Source organism: Vibrio sp. YT-15 (assembly GCF_033337445.1).
Classification (GTDB): Bacteria; Pseudomonadota; Gammaproteobacteria; order Enterobacterales; family Vibrionaceae; genus Vibrio; species Vibrio alginolyticus.
Window position 1 is genome coordinate 129,177 of sequence record NZ_JAWOQR010000011.1, and the last position, 24,151, is coordinate 153,327.

Annotated in this window: 22 protein-coding genes; 10 read left to right on the forward strand and 12 right to left on the reverse strand. The window is 44.6% G+C overall.

Features of this window, described 5'->3' with window-relative positions; translation table 11 throughout:
- Positions 1 to 236 precede the first annotated feature (236 nt).
- From R7D93_RS18820 to R7D93_RS18835, 4 genes are read left to right on the forward strand one after another with little or no spacing between them, the layout of a single operon-like run.
- Positions 237 to 1,115, forward strand: coding sequence for a transcriptional regulator (locus tag R7D93_RS18820; protein ID WP_005382092.1), 879 nt, complete (start codon positions 237 to 239; stop codon positions 1,113 to 1,115).
- An 11-nt stretch (positions 1,116 to 1,126) separates the two neighbouring features.
- Complete coding sequence (gene toxS, locus R7D93_RS18825; protein WP_005382091.1) at positions 1,127 to 1,642, forward strand: transmembrane regulator ToxS; 516 nt, start codon at positions 1,127 to 1,129, stop codon at positions 1,640 to 1,642.
- Positions 1,643 to 1,688: 46 nt separating this feature from the next.
- Complete coding sequence (locus R7D93_RS18830) at positions 1,689 to 2,444, forward strand: sulfite exporter TauE/SafE family protein (RefSeq protein ID WP_053307523.1); 756 nt, start codon at positions 1,689 to 1,691, stop codon at positions 2,442 to 2,444.
- A gap of 21 nt (positions 2,445 to 2,465) precedes the next feature.
- Entirely contained in the window at positions 2,466 to 2,744 is a 279-nt protein-coding gene (locus R7D93_RS18835; protein ID WP_005382088.1) for a SelT/SelW/SelH family protein, read from the forward strand.
- A gap of 39 nt (positions 2,745 to 2,783) precedes the next feature.
- Here R7D93_RS18835 and yfcE read toward each other — a convergent pair whose 3' ends face one another.
- From yfcE to R7D93_RS18865, 6 genes are all read right to left on the reverse strand, one after another.
- Entirely contained in the window at positions 2,784 to 3,329 is a 546-nt protein-coding gene (yfcE, locus tag R7D93_RS18840) for a phosphodiesterase (protein WP_017634822.1), read from the reverse strand.
- Positions 3,330 to 3,404: 75 nt separating this feature from the next.
- Entirely contained in the window at positions 3,405 to 3,614 is a 210-nt protein-coding gene (locus tag R7D93_RS18845; protein ID WP_005382086.1) for a hypothetical protein, read from the reverse strand.
- 149 nt (positions 3,615 to 3,763) lie between these two features.
- Positions 3,764 to 4,171, reverse strand: coding sequence for a CBS domain-containing protein (locus R7D93_RS18850; protein WP_005382085.1), 408 nt, complete (start codon positions 4,169 to 4,171; stop codon positions 3,764 to 3,766).
- A complete protein-coding gene (locus R7D93_RS18855) occupies positions 4,168 to 4,518 on the reverse strand; it encodes a P-II family nitrogen regulator (protein ID WP_206959848.1) in 351 nt (116 codons plus the stop codon). Before R7D93_RS18855 ends, R7D93_RS18850 begins: the two co-directional genes overlap by 4 nt.
- Positions 4,508 to 5,299 (reverse strand): DUF1538 domain-containing protein, encoded by a 792-nt coding sequence (locus R7D93_RS18860; RefSeq protein WP_005382078.1) that lies wholly within the window; start codon positions 5,297 to 5,299, stop codon positions 4,508 to 4,510. The genes R7D93_RS18855 and R7D93_RS18860 overlap by 11 nt, the downstream gene beginning before the upstream one ends.
- The gene (locus tag R7D93_RS18865) at positions 5,296 to 6,030 is read right to left on the reverse strand and encodes a DUF1538 domain-containing protein (protein ID WP_005382077.1); all 735 of its coding nucleotides are present in this window, start codon (positions 6,028 to 6,030) and stop codon (positions 5,296 to 5,298) included. Before R7D93_RS18865 ends, R7D93_RS18860 begins: the two co-directional genes overlap by 4 nt.
- A gap of 255 nt (positions 6,031 to 6,285) precedes the next feature.
- Between R7D93_RS18865 and R7D93_RS18870 the strand changes: the two genes are divergently transcribed.
- From R7D93_RS18870 to R7D93_RS18880, 3 genes are all read left to right on the forward strand, one after another.
- Positions 6,286 to 7,200 carry a TIGR01777 family oxidoreductase gene (locus tag R7D93_RS18870; RefSeq protein WP_005382076.1) on the forward strand — a complete coding sequence of 305 codons (915 nt, stop codon included), beginning with the start codon at positions 6,286 to 6,288 and terminating at the stop codon, positions 7,198 to 7,200.
- A 44-nt stretch (positions 7,201 to 7,244) separates the two neighbouring features.
- Positions 7,245 to 8,072 (forward strand): SDR family oxidoreductase, encoded by an 828-nt coding sequence (locus R7D93_RS18875; RefSeq protein ID WP_025766996.1) that lies wholly within the window; start codon positions 7,245 to 7,247, stop codon positions 8,070 to 8,072.
- Positions 8,073 to 8,544: 472 nt separating this feature from the next.
- Complete coding sequence (locus R7D93_RS18880) at positions 8,545 to 9,399, forward strand: co-chaperone YbbN (RefSeq protein WP_005388628.1); 855 nt, start codon at positions 8,545 to 8,547, stop codon at positions 9,397 to 9,399.
- Positions 9,400 to 9,459: 60 nt separating this feature from the next.
- On the opposite strand, the gene R7D93_RS18885 is transcribed toward R7D93_RS18880, so the two are convergent.
- From R7D93_RS18885 to R7D93_RS18910, 6 genes are read right to left on the reverse strand one after another with little or no spacing between them, the layout of a single operon-like run.
- Positions 9,460 to 13,224, reverse strand: coding sequence for a cellulose synthase subunit BcsC-related outer membrane protein (locus R7D93_RS18885; RefSeq protein WP_225497018.1), 3,765 nt, complete (start codon positions 13,222 to 13,224; stop codon positions 9,460 to 9,462).
- Positions 13,215 to 14,321: a cellulose synthase complex periplasmic endoglucanase BcsZ gene (gene bcsZ, locus R7D93_RS18890; RefSeq protein ID WP_161441528.1), complete on the reverse strand. Its 1,107-nt coding sequence runs from the start codon at positions 14,319 to 14,321 to the stop codon at positions 13,215 to 13,217. Before bcsZ ends, R7D93_RS18885 begins: the two co-directional genes overlap by 10 nt.
- Positions 14,321 to 16,606 (reverse strand): cellulose biosynthesis cyclic di-GMP-binding regulatory protein BcsB, encoded by a 2,286-nt coding sequence (gene bcsB / locus R7D93_RS18895; protein ID WP_225497016.1) that lies wholly within the window; start codon positions 16,604 to 16,606, stop codon positions 14,321 to 14,323. The genes bcsZ and bcsB overlap by 1 nt, the downstream gene beginning before the upstream one ends.
- On the reverse strand, positions 16,596 to 19,229 hold the full coding sequence (gene bcsA, locus R7D93_RS18900) for a UDP-forming cellulose synthase catalytic subunit (RefSeq protein WP_213912463.1): 2,634 nt from the start codon (positions 19,227 to 19,229) through the stop codon (positions 16,596 to 16,598). The genes bcsB and bcsA overlap by 11 nt, the downstream gene beginning before the upstream one ends.
- Before the next feature lie 3 nt (positions 19,230 to 19,232).
- Positions 19,233 to 20,012: a cellulose biosynthesis protein BcsQ gene (bcsQ, locus tag R7D93_RS18905; RefSeq protein ID WP_021484815.1), complete on the reverse strand. Its 780-nt coding sequence runs from the start codon at positions 20,010 to 20,012 to the stop codon at positions 19,233 to 19,235.
- Positions 20,009 to 20,206 (reverse strand): hypothetical protein, encoded by a 198-nt coding sequence (locus R7D93_RS18910; protein WP_031781222.1) that lies wholly within the window; start codon positions 20,204 to 20,206, stop codon positions 20,009 to 20,011. Before R7D93_RS18910 ends, bcsQ begins: the two co-directional genes overlap by 4 nt.
- A gap of 479 nt (positions 20,207 to 20,685) precedes the next feature.
- Between R7D93_RS18910 and bcsE the strand changes: the two genes are divergently transcribed.
- Genes bcsE through bcsG form a run of 3 tightly spaced genes read left to right on the forward strand, consistent with a single transcriptional unit; the run spans position 20,686 to position 24,067 of the window.
- Positions 20,686 to 22,269 carry a cellulose biosynthesis protein BcsE gene (bcsE, locus tag R7D93_RS18915; RefSeq protein ID WP_225497014.1) on the forward strand — a complete coding sequence of 528 codons (1,584 nt, stop codon included), beginning with the start codon at positions 20,686 to 20,688 and terminating at the stop codon, positions 22,267 to 22,269.
- The gene (locus R7D93_RS18920; RefSeq protein ID WP_172797322.1) at positions 22,266 to 22,442 is read left to right on the forward strand and encodes a hypothetical protein; all 177 of its coding nucleotides are present in this window, start codon (positions 22,266 to 22,268) and stop codon (positions 22,440 to 22,442) included. Before bcsE ends, R7D93_RS18920 begins: the two co-directional genes overlap by 4 nt.
- Positions 22,442 to 24,067: a cellulose biosynthesis protein BcsG gene (gene bcsG, locus R7D93_RS18925; RefSeq protein ID WP_225497012.1), complete on the forward strand. Its 1,626-nt coding sequence runs from the start codon at positions 22,442 to 22,444 to the stop codon at positions 24,065 to 24,067. Before R7D93_RS18920 ends, bcsG begins: the two co-directional genes overlap by 1 nt.
- The last annotated feature ends 84 nt before the right edge of the window (positions 24,068 to 24,151 follow it).

The following is a 24,151-nucleotide window of genomic DNA, read 5'->3' on the forward strand; positions in this document are numbered from 1 at the left end:
CATAGGGACAAGTTTGTGACTTTCCCCTTGAAATCACCTTACCGAGATGTCATTTAACATGTGGCTGACAAATGTAAATTCAAGGTCAATATTGCTAAAAACGGTGTTTTTTTAGAAAATTTTAATTATCCTACCCGTCTAAAAGCATCTAAAATGTCGTGCGCACTCCAAGCGCCCCGGTAATTTTGTGACATAAATCACCATAATTACAACATCATCCATCTAAGAAGAACTAAATGACTAACATTGGCACCAAATTTCTACTTGCTCAAAGGTTCACCTTTGATCCAAATAGTAATTCGCTCGCTGACCAACAAAACGGCAACGACGTTGTACGATTAGGAAGCAACGAAAGCCGTATACTTCTGATGTTGGCAGAGAGACCAAACGAAGTTTTAACCCGTAACGAGCTTCACGAGTTTGTTTGGCGTGAGCAAGGTTTTGAGGTGGATGACTCAAGCCTGACTCAAGCGATTTCTACTCTGCGTAAGATGTTGAAGGATTCAACAAAATCTCCAGAGTTTGTTAAAACGGTACCTAAACGTGGCTACCAACTCATTTGTTCAGTGGAACGCTTGAGCCCATTTTCTACTGACTCTAACACTGACGTTGAAGAAACCGCTTCTGAACAAGAAGCGCCAGCAGTGGAGTTAGAAGCGAGCGATACACCACCAACAGAGATAGTGACCGATACTACTGCTGATCTTGAGCCTCAAGTAGAGCCGACTAAAACTCAGCCGAAGCCAGCATCTAACACGATTAACTGGCTACCGCGTGTCATTATCTTTTTGTCTCTGCTGCTTCCTGTTTGCGTATTGTTATTCACGAACCCTGCGGAATCCCAATTCCGTCAGATTGGTGAGTATCAAAGTGTACCGGTGATGACACCTGTAAATCACCCTCAAATCAACAACTGGTTGCCTTCAATAGAGCAATGCATTGAGCGCTACGTGAAGCACCATGCAGAAGACTCGTTGCCAGTTGAAGTGATTGCCACTGGTGGACAAAATAACCAGCTGATTCTGAACTACATTCATGACAGTAACCACTCTTACGAGAACGTAACACTGCGTATTTTCGCAGGTCAAAACGATCCAACAGACATCTGCAAATAAAGGAGGCCAATATGAAGATTAAATTAGCATCTGCGGTTTTGGCCGTATCCGTTCTTTTCAGTAGTTGGTTGTATTGGGGAAGTGACCTAAAAGTGGAGCAGCTCCTCACAGCAAACGAATGGCAGTCGACCATGGTGACAGTCATTACAGACAGCTTGCCTGACGATACTGTCGGCCCACTACGCCGAGTTAATGTTGAATCAAACGTGAAATATCTCCCTAATGGTGACTATATTCGCGTAGCAAATATAAAACTATTCGCTCAAGGTTCAACCGCAGAATCAACGATAAATATCTCGGAAAAAGGCCGCTGGGAAGTAAGTGACAACTATTTGTTGGTCTCGCCTTCGGAGTTTAAAGATATTTCATCTTCTCAATCAAAAGACTTTTCCGAAGCACAGCTACGTTTAATTACTCAAATTTTTAAGCTAGATGCGGAGCAAAGTCGTCGTATTGACGTCGTGAACGAAAAAACACTATTGCTCACTAGCTTGAACCACGGTTCTTCGGTACTGTTTAAAAACTAATTTTGATTGGATGATAAGGGGGCAAGACGCCCCCTTTGTTTTGCTTATGGATTGGCTAGATACCACTACTCTCTTTTTCGGTTCACTAATCGCCAACACGCTGGCTTCACTTTCCGGTGGCGGAGCAGGCTTGCTTCAATTCCCTTTACTCATCTTTCTCGGCTTACCGTTCTCCGTTGCGCTAGGCACACATAAAGTGGCTTCGGTCGCTTTAGGCTTAGGCGCAGCAAGCACGCATTTAAGATCAGGCACTATTAAATGGAAAGTCGCGCTCTACCTTATCTTGTCCGGCAGTATTGGCGTGATTTTAGGGGCTAACTTAATTGTACAGATCCCTGATGGTATCGCGGAAAAGATGCTCGGCACGATGATCCTAGCGCTGGGTATCTACTCGCGATTTAAGACATCGCTAGGCCAAGCTGAAGTAATACGCAACCGTCATCCTATTGGTTGGGTTATTGGTGGAATTGGCTTACTGTTCATCGGCATCATTAACGGATCTCTTACCGCAGGTTCTGGTTTGCTCGTGACACTATTTTTGGTGCGCTGGTTTGGTTACGACTACAAACAAGCCGTTGCTTACACCATGATTTGTGTCGGCCTGTTTTGGAATGGCATTGGAGGCATTGCCGTCGTACAGGCAGGGGCGCCTATTCACTGGGCTTGGTTACCTGTTTTATTGTTAAGCTCTTTTCTAGGCGGCAGTTTAGGCGCATGGGCCGCGACTCGATACAGTAACAGAGTGATTAAAGTTGCATTCGAAATTCTCACGTTTGCGGTGGGCATCAAGTTGCTGGTTTAAAAAGATTAAAAGGAAAGTTTCATGGATAAAGCAATCATTGATATTTATTACTGCCGCCAGTGCAACTGGATGTTGCGTTCAACTTGGCTATCGCAAGAATTACTGCATACTTTTAGTGAAGAAATAGAAACAATCAGCTTACACCCAGACACAGGTGGTCGCTTCGAAATTTTCTGTAATGGCCAGCAAATTTGGGAACGGAAAAAAGACAGCGGCTTTCCTGAAGCCAAGGTGCTAAAACAGCGCGTTAGAGACATTATCGACCCAGAACGCGATTTAGGACATTCAGACACAAAATAGGGAGCAATTCGCTCCCTATTTTTTTACTTAGTAAAACCGTTAAATCATGGTTTGTGCTAATACTTCGCCTTCTGGCGTTTTTACCGTTAGCTTATTGTCTTCTAGAGTACCAAAGCTTCTCGGTAAGCCATTACGTGGGAATGTCATCGAGCCTGGGTTGAATATAATGGCTCCATCTTGCATCTCTGCGACGGGAACATGTGTATGCCCGTGGGCGATGATATCACCTTCGCGCAGTGGCGGCCGTTTTTCAGAGTTGTACAAGTGACCATGAGTCAAAAAGATTCTCTTGCCAGATTCAAGTAGCACCCATGAGTAATCCATCATCATTGGAAACTTCAATAGCATTTGGTCCACTTCACTATCACAGTTGCCACGTACAGAAATAATTTGATCACTGTATTGGTTCAATAAGTCTGCTACCTGTGGAGGGTTGTAGCCTTCCGGAATAGGGTTTCGCGGCCCATGGTTTAGCGTATCTCCTAGCAAAATCAGGTGGTGCGCACCAGAGGCCAGAAATAGCTCAATGGTTTCTTTAGTTGCTGGCAAAGAGCCATGCAGATCTGAGGCAAAAAATAGTTTCACGACATTGTCTCCTCAAAAAGTATGAGGTCATTCTACGGCATTTTTTTAGCAGCTCAACCTACGACGGTTTGAATACTACTGATAGCGCAATGATTCAATGACCATAGGCAAAACATAGAACCATGCTGCATACGCTGTTCCAACCAACACCAGTATCCAAAACACCATCGACATAAATTTTGATTTGGCTAGATGGTGCAGCGGATCGGGCTCTCCGCATCCTGGACATGCATGAGCGCGTTTTGAGATTTGTTTCTCACACACGGGGCAAGAGACTAAAGGCATGATACAGATTCCTCGACATTAGGCTTAGGGCGCAAAGAATAATGGTGAATTAACACATATGCAACCTAACATATATTAAATATTTTAGTTCTTTGTAACAGTCGCTGACTTGAGAAAAAATTCGTTGATTTTTCATTTATATCAACCTATTACACTTCTTCTCGCACCATACCATTGATGACAATATTGTTATAACTCACCATCCCAATGACCTCGCCACTTTCAATGACCGGCGCTCTGCTTATGCCAAATCGCTCAAACAAACGGGCACAATATTTTACGTTCATATCTGGTTCGACACACAAAGCGGGCTTGGTCATGATTTCATAAATATTTGTGCGCTGAGGAGAACGATTATTCGCCAGCACCTTTTTGGCGATATCATTCATCAACACGATGCCATATTCATCATTATCATCTCGCTTTTTCACCACCAGCGCTTTGACTTGGTATTTTTTCGCTAGCGTTATGCCTTCGTATACGGTCATCAGTCCATCAACCATCACATACGTTGCCGCCATAACATCTCGAACTCTAATTATCGTTTGATCACTCATAATTCATCCTCGACTACTTTGGTCAATGTCTCGACTTGATGCGCGACACCGACTGCATCTTCAATATCGATCTGAATAGCAATCCCCTGTCCCGACTCTCTGTCAAATTCACCAACCTCATTAATGGTTTCTAATATGTGTCGAGCGAGATGTTCCTCGACCACAAACAGCAGCACATCTTTTTGCACTTCTAGCGTTAAACCAAAAAACGTTCGCTTTTGATTTAAACCTTGTCCGCGAGCATTGTTAATCACCGTAGCACCGGTCGCACCAGCATCGCGTGCAGCGTCCAACACCTTGTCTGTTTTGCTGTCTTCCACAAACGCAAGTATCAATTTAAAGCGCATTTTCTTCTTCCTCCGAGACGTTTTTATTCAGCCACTGGGTTATTTGCGCATAGCCCATCACAGAGATCATAGGAAATAGACTGGCAAACGCGATCAAGCCAAAGCCATCAATCATTGGGTTTCTTCCAGGGACGGTCGAAGCAAGCCCTAACCCTAATGCAGTTACAAGTGGGACAGTGACGGTAGAAGTTGTTACGCCTCCAGAATCGTAGGCGAGTGGAACAATAAGCTTAGGAGCGTAAAACGTTTGAATCACAACGACGATGTAACCCGCGATGATGTAATAATGAATGGGATCGCCCACGACAATCCGGTAACTACCTAATGCAATACCAATTGCCACCCCAAACGCAACGGCTACGCGCAAGCCGTTAATACTGATACTGCCTCCAGAGACTTGGTTTGCTTTTATCGCTACAGCGATTAAAGAAGGCTCTGCAATCGTGGTACTAAAGCCTATAAAAAAGGCGAAGGTGTAAACCCAATAATAGTCGACCCACATTAAGGCTTTCCCTACCGATACTTTGAACTCTTGTAAAAACTCCGGCGCCGTTAATTGCACAGCCATCGTCTCCCCAAGTGGAAACAACGCCATTTCTAATCCAAGTAAAAAAAGAGCTAACCCGAAAATCACATAAACGAACCCAAGCAAAACTTTCTTAAGGTTGCTAACAGGACGCCTTAACACCGCTAACTGAAAACCAAAAATAATGCTGGCGATGGGAACGACGTCTCGAACGGTCGATAACAAAGTGTCTAGGAAATGATCAATTGAAATCATGTTACGACCATTCCGTAAACCATCACAAACATCATCGGTAACAGCGAGGCAAAAGCGATTAAACCAAAGCCATCCACCATAGGGTTACGCCCTTTAATAGAAGACGCTAAACCGACACCCAGTGCAGTGACCAAAGGTACTGTTATGGTGGACGTGGTTACACCTCCGGAATCGTAAGCAACGCCAATAATGGCTTCAGGTGCAAACCACGTCAGTATTACAACGCCGACGTAGCCACCAATGATCATGTAATGAATCGGCCACCCTTTTAAGATACGCAAAACGCCGATAACGATGGCTATCCCCACTGAGAGAGCTACTGTTACTCGAAGTCCTTCTCCGTAATCCTGCATGGACTGCTCTGAGTTAGCGATCATTCCGCCCTCTGCCGCAACTTCTGAGGCTTCTTCCGCTACCGCGGTTAATGCAGGTTCAGCTATCGTGGTGCCAAACCCCAAACAAAACGCAAAGACTAATAACCAAAACACGCTGCCTTTTTTTGCAAAGGCTTGAGCCATACTCTCTCCGATAGGAAAAAGACCAAGTTCTAGGCCAAAGATAAAAAAGGTTAATCCTAAAACGACAAGCAACAAGCCAAAAAGAATGGAGACCAGGTTGGGCAGCGGCTCTTGCAAAACGACTAATTGAAAAAAAGTGATAACAATGATGATGGGTAATAAGTCACGAGCACTATTGAGGAGCGCTCGAAAAAGCGCAACAAATGCTTCCATGCCTATCCTCCTTGATTATGCAAACTGATTACGCTCGTTCCAATGAGCGATAACTTTTAGTCTGGCATAGATTTCACTCTTCTACCGTGAATGCACTAGCGCCATCTATAACATTTAGTTACATATTTTCTAATATGTGAAGTTAATAGCCTCTCTGTCAGCTTGTCACTATCCCAGAAATAATGGTGTTGAGATGATCAAGCTAAGCACAAAACGACTATAATGTTCTAATACGTGTACATTCAAAGAGATAACATGAAGATATTACTCACAGGTGGCACTGGGTTTATTGGCTCGGAGTTGCTCAAGCTGCTATCAACTCACCAGGTTATGCTACTTACACGCTCTCCAGAGCGAGCAAAACAACGCCTACAGCATGCTGATCTGGGTAATATCGAATACCTTGACTCGCTCGAGTCGTTCGCCGATCTCAATCACGTTGATGCCGTCATTAATCTTGCAGGTGAGCCTATTGCGGATAAAAGGTGGACCAGCGAGCAAAAAGAAAAAATCTGCAAAAGTCGTTGGAAAATTACCGAGCAAATTGTTGAGCTGATCCACGCAAGTACCGAACCTCCCTCTGTTTTTATTAGTGGCTCGGCAGTTGGCTACTATGGTGATCAACAAGACCATCCGTTTGATGAGTGCTTACATGTTAATAGCGACGACTTTCCTCACGAGGTTTGTGCAAAGTGGGAGCAAATAGCCAAGCGCGCAGAGTCGGAACAAACACGGGTTTGTCTACTGAGAACTGGCGTGGTACTCGGCCTTAATGGTGGTGCGTTGGCAAAAATGCTATTACCTTACAAGCTTGGCGTAGGCGGCCCACTTGGGAACGGTAATCAGTACATGCCTTGGATTCACATCCTAGATATGGTCCGCGCCATCATGTACTTGCTTGAAACACCACATGCCCACGGTGCATTCAATATGTGCGCCCCCCATCCTGTGACTAATCGTATATTCAGCGGCACACTAGCTAAAACGCTAAAACGTCCGCATATCTTGTTCACGCCTAAATGGGCGATGGAACTCCTAATGGGAGAATCTTCCTGCTTATTGTTTGATAGCATGAGAGCCAAACCCAAAAAACTCACCGAACTGGGCTTTAAATTTAGCTACTCCAGAATAGAGCCAGCACTCAAGCACTTGCTTCATGACCGGAGCTGATGAATGATGGCTCTAATCAAGGTTTCTGAGTCTTAAATTAAATTATGAAAAAGTCGATTCTTATTACGGGTTGTTCAACCGGCATCGGTTACGTGTGCGCTCACGCCCTACAAAACAAGGGATTTAATGTCATTGCATCTTGTAGGAAAGAACAAGATGTCCAGCGCCTAATTAATGAAGGGCTAACCTGCATCAATCTAGACCTAAATAGCCCAGAAAGCATTTCTTCGGGCGTGAAGCAAGCGCTAGAGTTAGCAGAAGGTAAGCTTTACGCAGTGTTCAATAATGGTGCCTATGGTCAGCCCGGAGCACTGGAAGACTTACCCACCGAGGCTCTTCAAGATCAATTTCAGACCAACTTTTTTGGTTGGCACCAGTTGGTCAGAGAGGTGCTTCCTCATATGCGCCAGCAAGGCGAAGGACGCATCATACAAAACAGCTCTGTTCTTGGTTTTGCCGCAATGAAATACCGTGGTGCCTATAATGCATCAAAATTTGCCTTAGAAGGCTGGACAGATACGCTCAGGCTAGAGCTTGCGGATACGAATATCAAAGTGGCATTGATAGAACCAGGACCGATCGAAACTCAATTTAGAAACAATGCATTACGAGCCTTTGAGAAGTGGGTTGATATTGAATCTAGCCCCCATCGTCATGCTTATGAAGGACAAAGAGAGCGACTCAACAACGACAAGTCTAATAATCGATTTGTTTTGCCTGCAGAGTCTTGCATCGCACCAGTTCTTCATGCATTAACTAGCGTTTCACCGAAAATTCGTTATCGAATTACTACACCGACTAAATTATTCGCAGTCTTGAAAAGACTATTACCAACCCGTGTACTTGATAAAATTTTGCGACAGGCTGCATAAAAAAGTTTTGTCGAAATGTAATTTCACCGTAACAATGTGATGTCATTATGAACATGTAGGTTAAAAAAACCTCAACTAAACGAATCAATTTCTACGCAATTCAGCGGGGATTCTTTCGCCCAAAGTGATTGAGTTGCTTAGATTTGGTATCGCCACCCATTACGTTTTGTAGCAATGTTTATACTACTGCGAGGCAACAATGACATTAAATCAGCTTAACTGGCTTAGTGTGGGTGTAGTGTTGACCATGTTCATCCTATTTTGATACCGCACTAACAAATAGCATTAGAATTGCGCTGCTTCGGCAGCGTTTTCTTTTTATCTAACACCTGAGCAGCAATAACCTCACTCTATTACCTCACGTTTTCTCAAAATAGAATGATTCATTATTGATGGTGAATGTCGCTTGAATTTCACCTAAATCAACTCCATATCTAATATCAACGACAAGACACAAGGCAAGGATACTCTGATGCAATCCCCATTTATCGTTGAGATAACAGAACAGAACTTTCGCGAAACGCTTGAAGGATCAATGAACACGCCCGTTTTGATCCACTTTTGGGCTAACGCTCAGCCAGAAAGCGCACAGATACTCCCTGAGTTGCAATCTCTTGCTCAACAGTACAACGGTGCATTTACGCTTGCTCTACTAAATTGTGAAGATCAGCCCGCTTTAGCGTCTCAATTTGGCGTGCAAGTATTGCCAACTATCGCGCTGTTTATAAATGGTCAAGCCGTCGATGGTCTGGGAGGCCCCCAGCCAATTGATGCCATTGCCACCATGCTACAAAAGCATTTGCCAAGCCCAGATGAACAACTATTAAAACAAGTCAGTGAACTTCTTCAGCAAGGTGAGCATGCTCAGGCTTTGAGCATCATCCACACTTTGCCGCCAGAGCTGCAAGAGCGTGGTGATGTGAAACTCGCGATGGCTGATTGTTTGCTAGAAACCAAACAATTTGATATTGCCCAAGAACTACTGAACGCTATCCCTCTCGAGTATCAAGATAACTACTACAAGAGCCTAATAGCCAAGCTCGAGCTGCATTTGCAAGCTGCAGATAGCCCTGAGTTACAGCGACTAGAACAAGCATACGCAGCAGACATGGCAAACTTCGAACTCGCTTGTGAATTGGCGGTACAATACAACCAAGTTGGTCGGGATGAAGAAGCGTTGGAACTGCTGTGGAATATTCTTAAAAAAGACTTGGGCGCCCAAGACGGTGACGTGAAGAAGACTTTTATGGATATTCTCAGTGCGCTAGGTCAAGGTAACGCATTAGCAAGCAAATATCGTCGCCAGCTTTACTCAATTTTGTACTAAGCGTCGCATTCTTCTAGGAATAAGACAACAAAGGCCGGGATTTCCGGCCTTTGTTTTTTGTTAGAAGTCGCTATACAACGTTGGTGCTGCTGGCGGATACTCTATTGGTTGCCAGCGATCATTAAAGGTGTACTTGGCATAAAGCATGAAATGGTTTGGTGTATAAAACTCAGAACGTTGTACATCGACTAACGCACCAAGATACCAACGTTTGCTGACTCGCTTTTCCACCGCCGCTTGCAACGACGTACCAAAACCACCACCTTTGTCTGACTCCGCTACTGTCGATAAGTATGGCGCGTCTTCCTTAGTCCAAGAGTTAGAGACGGATGCACTCAATTGATATGACCAAGAACTGTTGTATCGGCCATAAAGGTTGATAGGTAAAGACACCGAGAAGTAACTTTGCGGGCTGTAGTAGCCACCGTGACCTAGCGTGTACTCACCCAGATTTTTGTCGTAATCAAGGTACATTAAGTTCGTACCTATACTTAAACGCTGGTCATCCGTTGCAATTAACTTGTAGTACGCTCCACCTAGCACGCCTAAACGAGTGTTGTCCTCAACCTTTTCACCAGTCAAAACATGATACTGCAAGCTACTCCAAAAACCGTAAGGGCCACCAATGTCCCAACTTGAGCTCAACTTCACACCAGTACGAGCAACTCCGCCCCATTTAGTCCCTTGAGGGTCAGTCGTGCCGCTAGGGACAGACATTCCAGCATAAGAAAGCGCGCTACTGGTCTCTGGGCGACGCGAAGCTTCTGCCGTCCAACCGAACTCACCCAGGTCCCCATTGATGCGCACACCACCAACCCATGTGGTATGGTCGAAACCAATTGGTGTCGTGCCGATATCGACCAACCAATCTTCAGCCTGCCAGCCCACTCCAAATGCCATACCTGATGCGTCATTTTGGAACGAAGTGCTGTCAGAATCGGTGGTTTTTTCATAATAGTCCAACTGACCTGAATCGATAGAAACATAATCGGCTTTTAGCAACAGGTGCCCATCCCAGCTCTCTATCGGGATTCGGGCTTCTATGGGCACTTGATTCGAAGTATTACGGCTATCTCGTGCACTGTAATCCCAGCCAATCATGACATGCCCATCACTCCGATCATGCAGTTTATCGATGTCCGATTTGACGTTACGAGTCAACCAGTAGTCGTCAGCAGTATCATATAGCTCGCGTAAGCTTAGGGGTTCTTTTTTCGCCTCTTCACGTTCACGATTTTTATCCATTCGGTCACGATTTAAGGCTTGATAGGCGCGTGTTTCAGCTAACGCCCACTGTTGATTTTCCATTGCTATAGACATGCTATTGCGAAATGCTAATGCGTCAGCATCAGGCATCGCATCCAACAACTGATTTAGCGCATTAGCGTCATTTCGATAGCCTTGTTGATTAAACACCGCGGCCACTGTCATCAACTGTGCCGCAGCTAAGCTATCGCGCTTTTTATTCAAAATGAGGTGCATGTCGTGATACGTCGCTTCATATCCAGTCAAAGCACTAGCTTGCAACATGCCAATTTCTGCTTGAGTTTTAAATGGCTCAGGCTTTAAAGAAACTTGTTCATACAAATCCAACGCAAGCTTAGGCTGTTGATTAACCAGCATCAGATCCGCTTGACTCAACAGTCGACGGGTTTTGAGTTCATCAAGCTGTAATGCTTCCGAAGCACTTAAATCTTGTGTTGCGGAATTTAATGCTAAGTCCGCGTACCAACGATCAAAATCTTCAAAGTGATTCAAGCTTACCATCATGCTGCCGTAAGCCAGTTTGTCATCGGTTGACCAATCTTCTGAAAGCGAAATGTTTTGGAAAATCCTCTCAGCTTCCTTAACTTCATCAATGTCTAACCACGCACTCACTAGACGAGCGAGCGGTTGAATTTGACCTTGATAATCCGACTCTAGCGCACGTAATGTCGCCATTACTGATTCGGGAGAAGCTAAGTAACGCGTTTGAATGTCTCTCAACTGAGCATCAAGCTTCAAGCGGGTTAAATTGCGCTGCATCGCGTCTGTCATGTCATGTTGTGCGATACTCTCTAGCTCAGCGATGGCCTCATTCACGTTGAAGTCCTGCGCGAGATAAAGCGCGTAAGCAAATTTCATTTCAGGGTCATTACTAGATGTAGCCCAATCGGACATCAGCGTATCCGCGCGTACTTTGTCGCCCATTGAATGAACCACGTCAGCAATATCAAGCCTTAACCATGGGGAGGTTGGCTGTAGCGCAATCAATTCCTCTACGGACGCTTTCATCGTTGCCTGATCATTTTGAGCGATTGCGATCCGCAGACGAGTCAAAATAACTTCCGACTTGATGCTCGCTATTTTTTCAGCGACCACTTTCTGCTGTGGGGCTGAGTAACTGCGCGCGAGTGCTTCCGCGCCAGACCAATCTTGCTGCTGAATACGGACATCTAAGCGACCACGCAATGCAGAGCTATTGCTGCTATCCAGTTGCAAAGCTTGTTTGAAAACCTTCTCTGCCGCGGCATAATTTTCTTGTACCAGATACAAAGAGCCTAATGATGAATAAGCATAAGGTTGGGATTTATCTACTTGAATCGCTTTTTGATAAGCGCTTTCTGCTTGCTTAAACTGGCCTTTTTCGACCAAGGCATCACCTTGATCAAGATACGCCCAATATTGAGAAGTCTCGATTAGCGCTGCCCATTTTGAGGCCGAGTCAGGATTATGATCTAAGTGCTGAGCCTGTTTAAAGTATCCGAGCGCTTTTTGTTGCTGCCCTCTACGTAGATAAACCTTACCCATAGCACCAAGCAATTCAGGATCTTGCGGACGAGTCGTCAACGCATAACGCAGCTGAGCTTCTGCTTGGTCGGTTTTATCTTCCTCGAGCAACGCTAACCCTTTGAGCTTAGCGAGATAGGTGGGGTCTTTTCGTAGTTCCTTTTCCTTTTTCCAGCGATCTTTCGCGCTTTGATTCGCTCTTTGAATCTCCATGTCAGACGGGTAGTAACTAGCTAAAATGGCATATTGCTGAACAACTTGATCTGAAATAGGCAATTGATCCAATGCACGCAACCACGACGTTGCCGCATTTGTTCCAACCGAAGGAGCAAGCGCTAACTTTTTATAGGTATCGAGAATCCATGGATCGGCAGGATTCTCTTTGCGAATGTGGTTGGCTAACGCGAGTTGAAAAGACGGAACACTAGGATAATTTGCATTTAAACGTTCCAGTCCCTGTTTTACCGAGCTCCAACTGCCTGGCAAATTACTTTGCAACTGTAGGAATTCCAGTTGTAACGCTGGTGATGGCATTCCATTTGGGAAAAGGGCTTTGTAAGCTTGAATCGCTTCATCGTAACGACCAGATTTTGCAAGCAACTGAGCGCGCTGATAATCCGCTCTTTTCTCTCCCTGAATAGCCATAATCGATGACAAGTTTTTCGCTTGAGTCGAATGAGGCGCCTGTCTGATTAAGCGCTCAAATACCGGTTTTGCTAATTCTGGCTGCTTACGTTTCAGATACATATTCGCTTGATAGAAAAGCCCCGTTGGATTGCTTTCTTCAATCGCGAACAGCCTCTCCAGAGTACTCTCGACAATATCATCTCGGCCAATCGCATCCGCCAGTTTTAGCTGCTCAACCAACCACTCAACCGAGTCAACTCGTGCTAATGATGTGGAAAATTGAACCAGCTCGATAGGCTTGTAGACCTGTGCGAGCTGCGACTTTGTCAGAGGTGTTGAGCTAAAGCTTTCTGCATGCACAGTGCCGACGCCACCAGCCGCCAAAGCAACCAGTGGAATCCACCATAACACGCGTCCTGTTACTGACATCTCTCGCTCCATACAGGAAGCAATTCACCTTGCACACCAAAACGGTAACGTTCTTCATGCCAACCAAGCCCAAATAGACTTAATACGTTGTCGTAATAATGATCGTTTTTGTCCACCACAAGTTCATTTTGAGCACGACGAAACTGCGTCTCCAACAGCGTAGATTCACCAGAAGCCGCGAGTAACGGAAGAGCCGCAGCAGAAAAACCTGCGCTTCCTGCTTGGGTATATTTACCCGTTTCAGTATTTACTTCTCTCGCTGGCGCACCAAGGGCTTTGGTTGCCGCGACAAACGGCTGCATTTTTTGTACTAGTACTGCTTTTTCTGAAACTTGGTCATTTAGCATACCCGCCCAAAGATAAGTGCGGATCGCGTTGTAACTGCCCATCGGCCCTGTAACCACATCTGAGCTATAACGACCATTTCTCAATGCTGCCCAGTCTGGGCTAAAGCCAGCTGGCATCGTTTTCTCTAGCATGTGAACACTTGCCTTGTACATTGAATCCCAGTTGTATTGCGGGTACAGCGACTGCATACGAGCAATCAGTTGTAACGGAACATAACTCGGATTCACACGGTACTGGCCGTCGGCATCAAAGCCCGTTGGAGCTGGCAACAATACCGTTCCAACTCCCGCTATGTTGACGGTTTCTTCACGTAAAATACGACTCGCGATCAGATGTCCAAGGGTCTGATAGTAGTAGTTATTCCACAATCTCCCCGCCTCAACAAGGGAGTAAGCTATCCACAAATCAGAATCTGACGCTGGGTTAGAATCCAACACTCCGAACTGACCATTTTCTTTTCTTCCCCACAACCAAGCGGGAAGCCTTGCCGTCAAGTCCCCACCAGCTAAATGTGATTGAGTCCATTTTAAAACCTGATCGAAGGTTTTAGGGTCATTGGCAACCAAGGCAAAAAACAATGCGTAAGATTGGCCTTCCGAGGTTGTAATCATACGCTCGTCACTGCCATCAACGACTCGGCCTTGCTCCATGTATACCGACTTAAATGTTTCCCATTGTGGCCACTCGCAGGTGTTAGCCCACAAGTAAGGAGACACGAACAACATAAGGAATGAGATGAGTTTTTTCATTATTCCTCTTCCTCAGTTTTTTCTAAACGTCTAGACGCGACTTGACGTAATACGCGCCAAAGCACAATGGTTACAATGACCACTAGCAAGGCGGCAAAGCACGCAACGATGACTGGGTGATTAGAGAAGTGATACCAAACGAGCTGCCACACAGGAAGCTTACCAACATAGTAGTGCGAACCCACGTTGTAGCTTGCTACTTCGTTATTTCTCAACGTCACTACCGAGCCAAACATGTGCTCCACTTTACCGGAGTCAGCCAACGCGCGATCAACCGACGAAAAATCTGACGGGTGAGCCGCCATCATAGAAATGACACTGCGTTTTTTCGTAAATGGCGATTCTGCACCATAAATAGCAGCAAAAGAGCCTTCTGCCTCAACAGAAACATAATCCGCGGCCACTTGACGAGCATCACTTGGACTCATCCAGTTCATTCCGAGCTGCTTTTCATTTTTGCTTGGCAGGCGAATTTGTCTCTGACCTTCTTTAACCACTAAGTTTACTTGGTCAGGGTTATTAGCGGCTTCTTCTAGTGCATCCACAACACCAATCGTCAGGATGTCTTTATTTTTTAGTTGCTCAGCATTCCATTTATCTGTCAAAAGCACCTGAATACCTGGGTACCCAGAATCACTTCCTAACGACCCCATGACGTTTAAGAAGGTCTGCAACACTTCTTTTGGTGCTCTCTCTGGAACAACAATCGCAGTTTCTGACAAATCGGCCATGCGCGTGTAAGGGAAGCCAGAAGTAGCGAAAGCGCGCATATTTGGCATTTCGATGTAGTGAGGGAAACCACTAAAATCCACCGTAGAGTCACCATCAATGACCGCGTATTGCTTACTTGGTTGCGTCACCTGACATTGCCCATCAGTCACCGACGCAAAGCCAAACTCAAACTCGATTTGGTTTTTACTGCCAACTTTAAAGGCCGGAATACGAACAAGCGCATCACCACTCAGAATACTGTCATCTAACAGAGGAACACGCACACGGTTAGACTCACCACCTTGGCCTTTTGTGGTTAAGTTAAACGCCTCAATGAACTGGTCATTGATGCTCAAAGTCAGGCGAGAACCAGAATGATCCGCAGCAGGTGGCGAATACCTATAGTTAAGATCCATCGGTATACCACGGCTCTGCCAAGTAAAGAGATCGGGTGGTAAGCGCAAACTCACATTGATTGGAGGAGGCGTTCGGCCTTCCACTTGCAACATGCTTTTTTGTTCGACTAATTCAGATAATGCAACGGGACGAGCCGTACTCACCCAGTTTGGCGCATCGTACGGGACTCGTGGTTTGATTTGTTTGACTTCATTAATCTTCGCGATTGGCCCAGTAAGAAGTTGGTTTCCCAACGCCAAACCTTGCACCGCAACGTTAAGATCCTTACTGTCACGGCCTATCACTAGAAGAAGCTTCACGTACGGGTCAGTTGGGTGAGTGATGACTTGAAGACGAGGCCCATCCGTGTCTGGAAAATCTCTCAGAAACTCAGGTTTGTTGTCATTGGTAACAAAGACAATGGCGTTGCGCTTAGGTAACGTGTCGACACTAAAAGGGAATTGAGCGCCACGCCAACCCGCAAGAGCACCAAAGTAAGAGCTCAAGACACCGGCAGCTTTGACATCATCCAGATCGTATTTGCCGCCCATAACGACAGGCAGATTTAACTGGCTGAAATCACGGACATCAAAAAACGGCGCTGGCAACAAGCTCAAGTCACTTTCCAACATTGTCTTTTGGGCGAACATTTCAATTCGACTGCTTTGGCTGATCTCAGCCCAAATGCTCGAGTCATTTGGATTGGCACACTCTTTCTGAGTATTCCCAATCAACTCAAAGCGAATTTGGTTGTAGTTACTGAAGTAACGAGTATCCAGCGGCATCGATAAGCTCAATTTTTTACCTTGCTGACCATCGACGATTGACGCCACTCCCATAAGCTCGTTGTTCAAATACACTTTGACGTGAGAAACCAAAGAGAGCAACGCTGGTGAAGGTGTGATGTCAAAGTACAACGTGGCATTAGACACCACCTCATCAAGTCGCGAACCGAAACCAATATAAGCACTGGCCTCACTACCTTGAATAGCAATTGAACCACTATAACCCAATTGACTAAATGGAATGACACGCTTAAATACGGTCGAATTTTCAGCATCTTGCTGTGCCAAAGGCGTTGGTTGTTGCTGACTTACTTCTTGTGCCGCGAGACTGCCCGACATACACATGAGAGTGATAGCCGTCGTCAACGCTGTTAGTTTTTTATTATTTAGCATGACTTGAGGTCCTGATTGGGACATAACGAGGTCTTAGTGACCAAATAAATTCGATACAAAATAAAAGTGCATCCACACTGGCCTGAACAAATTTAGGGCAATGTTGCAACAAGCGTTTGTATCCATTAAAGCCGACTTGCAGTACAGCCTGCATACTCGAGAGAGGCTTATCTGATTGATAGCCTTGTTGCCATTTCGCCCACGTATCTGCACGTGCAAATGTACATTGGACGTATTGGATTTGTTGTTGATGAGACAATTCGTTGAGTTGTAAACCAAATATCCCCTTATGAGCATAGGCAACCGTCATCGGGAACACGAACTCTTGACCACCGCGATTGAGGATCACTTCTAAGGTTTGGCCAAGTAGGTACGCACAGGTTGGTTCATCGACTCCGTCTATTTCAATGCGCACGCCACCCAAAGAGAAATCCTTCATCTGCGCTTGAATCAAGTGTCCTGAGTGAAGCCTTACCGCGACAGGAATCGCCACCTCTACTCGGTGATCTTTTCGCACTTGCTTGGCTTCTACCGCAACGGCGACAGCAGCACCTAAAATCAACAAGTTGTACATCGTCCAAACGAGATTCACGATAACCGTACCGATTTCGTCTTGAGGCCCCCACCCCATTCGGTAAATCCCTACAGCGAAGCCCAGAATGTTGAGTGCAACCAAAACCAAATATGGTCGGGAGATCACCCAATCGTAGTGAGACTTTTCAACCAAACCGCCTTTTGCCGTTACGTTGAATGTCCCTTTATGGGGCGCAAACAAAGCCACCGTTGTTGGCCTTGCGATATACCAAGCAAGCACGGTTTCGTATACCTCACCCCAAAACGAATAACGGTAGTCACCCTGCATACGAGAGTTGGTCATGCTGGCGTGAATCATGTGGGGTAATACGTACAAAATGATCGCCAGCGCTGGTGCATAAATCACGTAGGAATGCAGCAACAAATAAGCCAAGGGTGCGATCAGGAATACAATCCTCGGGATACCAGATAGAAAGTGCAACATGGCATTGACGTAACAAAGCCGTTGAGAGAGCTTAAGCCCCTTTCCAGTCAATGGATTATCTACCCTAAATATCTGCGCCATCCCGCGAGCCCAACGAATGCGTTGCCCAACATGTGCAGACAATGTTTCTGTCGCCAAACCAGCAGAAATCGGCTGCTTAAGATATGCAGAACGATAGCCTAAACGGTGCATGCGCAGAGACGTGTGCGCATCTTCCGTCACGGTTTCGACTGCAATACCACCGACTTCCTCTAAAGGCTCTCGACGTAAAATAGCGCACGAGCCACAGAAGAAAGTCGCATCCCATAAGTCGTTACCATCTTGAATCAGGCCGTAAAACAAGTTGCCTTCGTTTGGCACGTTACGAAAGTTCGATAAGTTACGCTCAAAAGGATCCGGTGAGAAAAAATGGTGCGGCGTCTGAATAAGCGCCAACTTTGGATCTTTCAGGAACATCCCCATTGTGAGCTGAAAAAATGCTCGTGTAGGAATATGGTCACAGTCAAAAATCGCAACAAACTCACCGCTGGTCTGCTTCAACGCATAGTTAATGTTACCGGCTTTCGCATGTTCATTCGTTGGGCGGCGGATGTAGTTCACCCCTACACTTTTGGCGAAATCTCGGAAGCTATCACGCTTGCCGTCATCCAGAATGTGGATGTTGAGTTTGTCTTTCGGCCAATCGACACCTAACGAGGCATAAACCGTCGCTTTCACTACATCAAGATCTTCGTTGTAAGTAGGGATCATCAAGTCAATAGTTGGCCAAGTTGACTGATCCGGTGGCATCGATACTGGTTTGCGATTCAATGGCCAGATATTTTGGAAATAGCCAAGCATCAGCACAATCCAAGAATACGTCTCAGCTAGAAGTAAAACGCCCCCTAGAAACAAAGCAACAGGATCGTCCCAGTTCAGGGTAGACGAATAACGCCACCACAAGTATCGACATGAGGCCGTAACCGACAAGATGATCAAAAGCATGGTAGGAAAACGACCCGGCATGCGACGGACCATCATCGCTAATGCCCAGAGTAACAGCACAAAGACAGTCTGAGCCTGATAACCAAATGGCACCGTAAAACAAAGCAAAGCGATTAACACCACGAAAAACAGCAAGGTGTAGTTCAACGCCATCGCTGGCTTACTTGCTTTAATACGCTCTCGAACTTGCGGATCTTTGATGTTGTTCGCTGTCTGTTCTAACCAGCGGACGCCTTTTGCAACCAATTCGAATGGCAAGTAGAACGCATTGCGAATTTGCTCGGCTAAAGTCATCGCTAAGCTGCTGGTTTTTTTGGACCATGCTGTATTAACGTTTTGCTTGAAGCAAAGCAACCACACGCTTTGGATAATAAAACGTACAGGATCAAACCATCTTGGCGCAGCAAAATTAACGTTTGGATAGTAAACCAAAGGTAGTTTCCATGAGGGAACACCCGAAATAACTGGCTTTAAAAATACAAAACTCAATGAAAACCAAAAAGACAAAGCACACTCACCAACCCAGTTTGTTTTGCAATTCCAGGCTTGCTCGTAAGCGTTCTTCTGCAGTCTGAACTGGTCCACGACCCAACGTTGAAAAATCAGATTAAGACTTCGCATAAATTAGCTTTGGTCCTGAGCGCTTGATAACGCTGATACACACCAAAAAGCAAAAGACTGAAAATCTTTTGCGGCTTGGCTCGATGGCGAATAGTGTTGAACGGTCGTCAGGTTTGCCACACATTCAAGCAATGCCGTATCTCGATGAATCGAAACAGGAATCAAGGATTCGCTAAGTTCCTTTTTCAGCACCAACATGAAATCACGACCAATTTCGGTTTCAGGCTGATACTTATTCACCAAAAAACGTAATTTGTCAGAGCGAAGCAATCTCGATAGCTCTTCATGTTGTAGCCAAGATTGAAGAGTGAGATAACTCAGGGCGTCTGCCGTTACCACCACCACAATCATATCCATTGAGTCGACAAAAGATCGCACTTCAGGATCAGTAAGCTCTGCTAAGTCGGCGTGAAAAAGCAGCCACTGCTCACCACGGTTTTCGCTCACTTGCAACGTCATTTCACCTAGCATTGACAGGTAGTGAGAACGCTCGTTAAAAAACGCTTTTAACTGCTCAGAATTCAGATGGCCAAACGGTAAAAAAAGTGCACCTTGTGGGCTTTCATAACCAGCCTGGGTCCAAGGTTTATCTGAAAGAAGTTGTTTCGCCCAGCCATCTTTCTCTTCCTGCGGCAAGCCAAGATGAGTTTGCAGTAAACTGTTAGGCACCACCTCAATGGCCAGTACCTGTTTGTTTATCTTAACTAATGCTTGTGCCAAGTTCGCAGCGACGGTCGTTGAGCCACAACCACCTTTTAAACTAACAAAAAGAAGGCGTTTCATATCGCTTCAGTCTCTAAACCTGTCTGCTTAATACGCACTTGAAACAGAGCATTACGAGCACCGTTGGCTTGAAAGACCAACCACTTATTTTTAGCTTGCACGTAAGACTCGTTTTCTGTTGTTTCAATATACTTATGTTGAGTTAAGTTATAAGAAGAGTAGATCGAATTAATATCTTTTGCAGACTCAGTCACAACATTTTTTTCACAATATAACGGTGTTTAAACTGCGGTAATGGCAATCCCGCCAATTACTCTTTGCAGTATAAATTCCATTGTTAAAAAATTGACGCATCGAACTATGCGTCTCATATTTACAGAATGCTAATGAATGTGAACAGGGCTGTTTATTAGTTCACATAATTAATAAATCCCTAAATGATGTTTGACTTCAGAAACAGGGGTTATGAAGGTGAATTGTAATTATCCATTTACGACATATAAGTGAAATAAATAATTTACAGCAAAATCATAGGCTTGAAAATTATTGAATTTAAACTTATAAACATCATATGAAGCAATGCTATAACTATTTTAATTTTTGATCAATTTCGTTTAATATCTTGGCGTCATTTTCTTGTCGCTAAGAAAAGTTAACATTGTAACGATTAGCATACAGCGGATTGTAAGCCACAACGCACAACGACAGTAAACCATTGAATATAAGGCCTTTTATGTCAGCAATCTCCGGGTTATCCGCTATTACTTCTGAAAAAGAGATAAGTTCTGTTTATGTAAACTTGTTTACACATAAGCAAATGGTCATTGATTATTTGTTCAGTACGCTACCAGAAAATAACAACACTTCACTTACAAGCTTTACAGACAAGGAAACTTTTTTGTCTGCATTGAATGATGAAGCCTTATGCAAATTCAATGAGTTATCCACATTCCATATTGAACAGTGTTTCTTTCTTAGCAACAAATTCACAAATAAAGCGCCGAACGCTATAAATCTTGTGAAAGACATTCGCCAAACAAATATAAAGAAACTCTCCACATATATATTAGTAGTTCCAGATTCACTACTATCATCAAGTGATGATTATTTTGTAAGTGTTTTCCTACGAAACTTAAATGAACTAGCAAGTAATAAAAAACTCACTATTAGTGTTTGTATATATGGGCATCTGACGACTTCACTATTAAAGCCCATTCTTATTTCTCATAATAGATACATCGCCGGTTTGGCGACCATGACATCATTTGATGATGCTCGCTACTGCTATCTTGTGGATTTTTGGTCCAATAAACACGGTGTAATTTCCCAAGACGAATACCTTCTCTCTAACACTAAAGATAAGAAGCTAAAAGCAACGTCTTACGAAACCCATCAGCCTCGTGCCATACAGGAAGACAAATCGGATAGTGATAGAATATATATCAGCAGAGGAGCCTTCAGAGAAAGCGAGAAAGTCCCAAAAGGGATGAGTATGGCTGAGAGTAATCAAGAGCTCATAGCGATGTTAAACAACCCTCGCTCTTCAACTATTGTTTTCAGCTGTGATAACCAAAGCGAAGTTCAACAGATCGCGTTAGATTGCTACCGTTTAAGGTCCGCGTATGGCCGTCAGCTAAAGATTATTGTCAGGGAGACCCAACAATGTCTGAGATATGCAGATGAAAAGTTCTTACTTCGCTCGGGGGCAAACTTCATTTCTCACGCGCAAATCCCCCCAATGCGCTTTATGACTCAGGTTGAAGCAATTCAAGGCCAGATGCTTACACGCCCAATTCCTGACAGTTTAGAGGCGCTCTTAAAGTATGACCTTAAGTTTGGTAGCAAAGGCTACTTACAAAACCAGGACTTTAGCCAATACTGTATTGACGTCATTTCCCACTCAACACACTCAAATGTGAACTTTGCGCTTATCAAGCTGAACTTATTACCAGGTATGACGGCAGAGGAATGTTTACGTCTTTGCCATATTCGAAGAGATGGCGACGTTGTGACAGCCTGCAACAAAGCTCTATATGTCTTGTTCAGTGCTATTCGACATAGCGATATTGACATTGCACTCAACAATATATTTGAGTTCCCAGTGAGAGACTTATTTCACTCAACTCACACGTTTGATACTCAATTAGATATCGAAACAGAGTTAAAATTCATCGTTCAAGATGAAGCCGTCATATCCGACGACGTTTCAGCTCTGGCGACAGAGAGGAAAATATTCCATAACGCCATTAATTCTATGGTTGATGTTCCTCCGTTGTTTGCTGTGAAAAAAACCATTGAGCTCAAGGAACGTTCATGAATATTAACGATTTTTTACTGACCGTGTGTATCAGTTCAGGTATTGGCCTACTCCTAGGATACTTTCTACGTGACCTAGTAAACGCTACCCGACGCTTTTACCACAAACACTTAAAACGCTCGCGCTATTTTGAGCTAGATACATCAGCCACTAACACCAAGAAGCTTAAGTAATGACATCGCATTCTCATGACTCTACCCCCCTCACTATAGGATTGGGCTGGTGGAACATTTACTTTATCGCAAAAACAGCGCTCTATTTTCAAGGAATCATCGATTTCCATCCAATGGAAAACTTTGCGCTGTTGATCTTCATCTTGCTTCCTATCTCGATGAAAAGCCTAAATGCGGTGCGCCATATCGTTTCATTTGTCGCCGCAGCGTGGCTCTTGCATTACGATTCTTATCTCCCTCCTCTAGACCGTCTTTGGGCTCAAGCGGGACAGTTAATGCAGTTTGAATTGAGTTATCTGGTCGAGCTTTTGGGACGATTTTTATCATTCCAAGCAATACTCGGATTGCTCGCTTTGTGTGGTGCGTACTTTATTTTGAGCAAGTTTGTTAGGGTTTCAGTCTTTGTGGTTATTGCGATGATCTATATAAGTATTCCTATGACGACTGAACCTCAGACAACAGTGGCTGCAGAAGTAACTCAACAACAGCCACCAACCGAGGTTACTACTAGCAAACAACCTCAAATAACGGAAATTAATGATGCCAGTCTCAACACGTTAACTGCAGATTTCTTTTCTAAAGAAGCTTCCCGACATGTGACATTCGATACCAGCAGCGCAATGGATGCTCCTTTTGATTTGTTGTTCTTGAGTATTTGTTCGGTCGCGTGGGATGACATCGAAATTGCAGGACTGGCTGATCATCCTCTGTTCAAAGAGTTTGACATCATGTTCGACAATTTTAGCTCCGCTACGTCATACAGTGGGCCTGCTGTCATTCGTCTGCTACGAGCCAATTGTGGTCAACAAGAACACAGTCAACTGTTCCAGCCAGCACCATCAAAGCAGTGCTACTTGTTCGAAAGTTTGAAAGAACTAGGCTTCACAGAAAATTTACTGATGAACCACAATGGTGTCTTTGATAGCTTCCTTGAATTGATCAAAAAAGACGGCGACTTACAAGGGGCTCTTATGTCTCAAGAAGGCTTAACTCCTTACCAAAAATCTTTTGATGGCTCTTCGATCTTCCGCGATAAGCAAGTATTGGATAACTGGTGGCAGCAAAGACTTAACAGTAGTGATGACAAAGTCGTGGCACTCTACAACTCAATTTCACTACATGATGGCAACAGGATCATCAATGCGAACTCAAGCACATCTATTGCTAGCTACAAAATGCGCCTTAAGAATTTGCTTGATGACCTCCACGCGTTCTTTAAAACCTTAAAGTCCTCAAAACGCAACATCGTTGTCGCTTTGGTACCAGAACATGGTGGTGGTATGCGAGGAGACCGCATGCAAATTTCAGGTATGCGAGAAATTCCTGCACCGACAATCATTCATACACCGGTAGGAATTAAAATCTTCGGAGAAGGAATTCAGCGTCAGGGCGACACCGAACACGTAAGCGAGCCATCTAGCTATCTGGCATTGTCGCAGCTCGTTTCGAATATCCTGGATAAAAACATTTATCAAAGTAAGACGTTTAGCCCTTCAATATTGACAGAGAACCTACCAGAAACACGAGTTGTCGCGCAGAACTCAGGCTCTACTGTGATTGAAGTACAAGGGAAGTATTATGTTTCTCTTGATGGTTCAAGTTGGATTGAATACCCCGCAAAATAGCGAGAGTAAAACCATGCCATGACAAAGGCCGGTGTTTCCGGCCTTTGTCATATAAAAAACCAATAACCTCTCAAAGGTCTCAGA

Bases quoted from the DNA above. Each gene is read 5' to 3' on its own strand.
- R7D93_RS18820 (WP_005382092.1), top strand. From the start codon at position 237: ATGACTAACATTGGCACCAAATTTCTACTTGCTCAAAGGTTCACCTTT.
- toxS (WP_005382091.1), top strand. From the start codon at position 1,127: ATGAAGATTAAATTAGCATCTGCGGTTTTGGCCGTATCCGTTCTTTTC.
- R7D93_RS18830 (WP_053307523.1), top strand. From the start codon at position 1,689: ATGGATTGGCTAGATACCACTACTCTCTTTTTCGGTTCACTAATCGCC.
- R7D93_RS18835 (WP_005382088.1), top strand. From the start codon at position 2,466: ATGGATAAAGCAATCATTGATATTTATTACTGCCGCCAGTGCAACTGG.
- R7D93_RS18845 (WP_005382086.1), bottom strand. From the start codon at position 3,614: ATGCCTTTAGTCTCTTGCCCCGTGTGTGAGAAACAAATCTCAAAACGC.
- R7D93_RS18850 (WP_005382085.1), bottom strand. From the start codon at position 4,171: ATGAGTGATCAAACGATAATTAGAGTTCGAGATGTTATGGCGGCAACG.
- R7D93_RS18855 (WP_206959848.1), bottom strand. From the start codon at position 4,518: ATGCGCTTTAAATTGATACTTGCGTTTGTGGAAGACAGCAAAACAGAC.
- R7D93_RS18860 (WP_005382078.1), bottom strand. From the start codon at position 5,299: ATGATTTCAATTGATCATTTCCTAGACACTTTGTTATCGACCGTTCGA.
- R7D93_RS18865 (WP_005382077.1), bottom strand. From the start codon at position 6,030: ATGGAAGCATTTGTTGCGCTTTTTCGAGCGCTCCTCAATAGTGCTCGT.
- R7D93_RS18870 (WP_005382076.1), top strand. From the start codon at position 6,286: ATGAAGATATTACTCACAGGTGGCACTGGGTTTATTGGCTCGGAGTTG.
- R7D93_RS18875 (WP_025766996.1), top strand. From the start codon at position 7,245: ATGAAAAAGTCGATTCTTATTACGGGTTGTTCAACCGGCATCGGTTAC.
- R7D93_RS18880 (WP_005388628.1), top strand. From the start codon at position 8,545: ATGCAATCCCCATTTATCGTTGAGATAACAGAACAGAACTTTCGCGAA.
- R7D93_RS18885 (WP_225497018.1), bottom strand. From the start codon at position 13,224: ATGTCAGTAACAGGACGCGTGTTATGGTGGATTCCACTGGTTGCTTTG.
- bcsZ (WP_161441528.1), bottom strand. From the start codon at position 14,321: ATGAAAAAACTCATCTCATTCCTTATGTTGTTCGTGTCTCCTTACTTG.
- bcsB (WP_225497016.1), bottom strand. From the start codon at position 16,606: ATGCTAAATAATAAAAAACTAACAGCGTTGACGACGGCTATCACTCTC.
- bcsA (WP_213912463.1), bottom strand. From the start codon at position 19,229: ATGCGAAGTCTTAATCTGATTTTTCAACGTTGGGTCGTGGACCAGTTC.
- bcsQ (WP_021484815.1), bottom strand. From the start codon at position 20,012: ATGAAACGCCTTCTTTTTGTTAGTTTAAAAGGTGGTTGTGGCTCAACG.
- bcsE (WP_225497014.1), top strand. From the start codon at position 20,686: ATGTCAGCAATCTCCGGGTTATCCGCTATTACTTCTGAAAAAGAGATA.
- R7D93_RS18920 (WP_172797322.1), top strand. From the start codon at position 22,266: ATGAATATTAACGATTTTTTACTGACCGTGTGTATCAGTTCAGGTATT.
- bcsG (WP_225497012.1), top strand. From the start codon at position 22,442: ATGACATCGCATTCTCATGACTCTACCCCCCTCACTATAGGATTGGGC.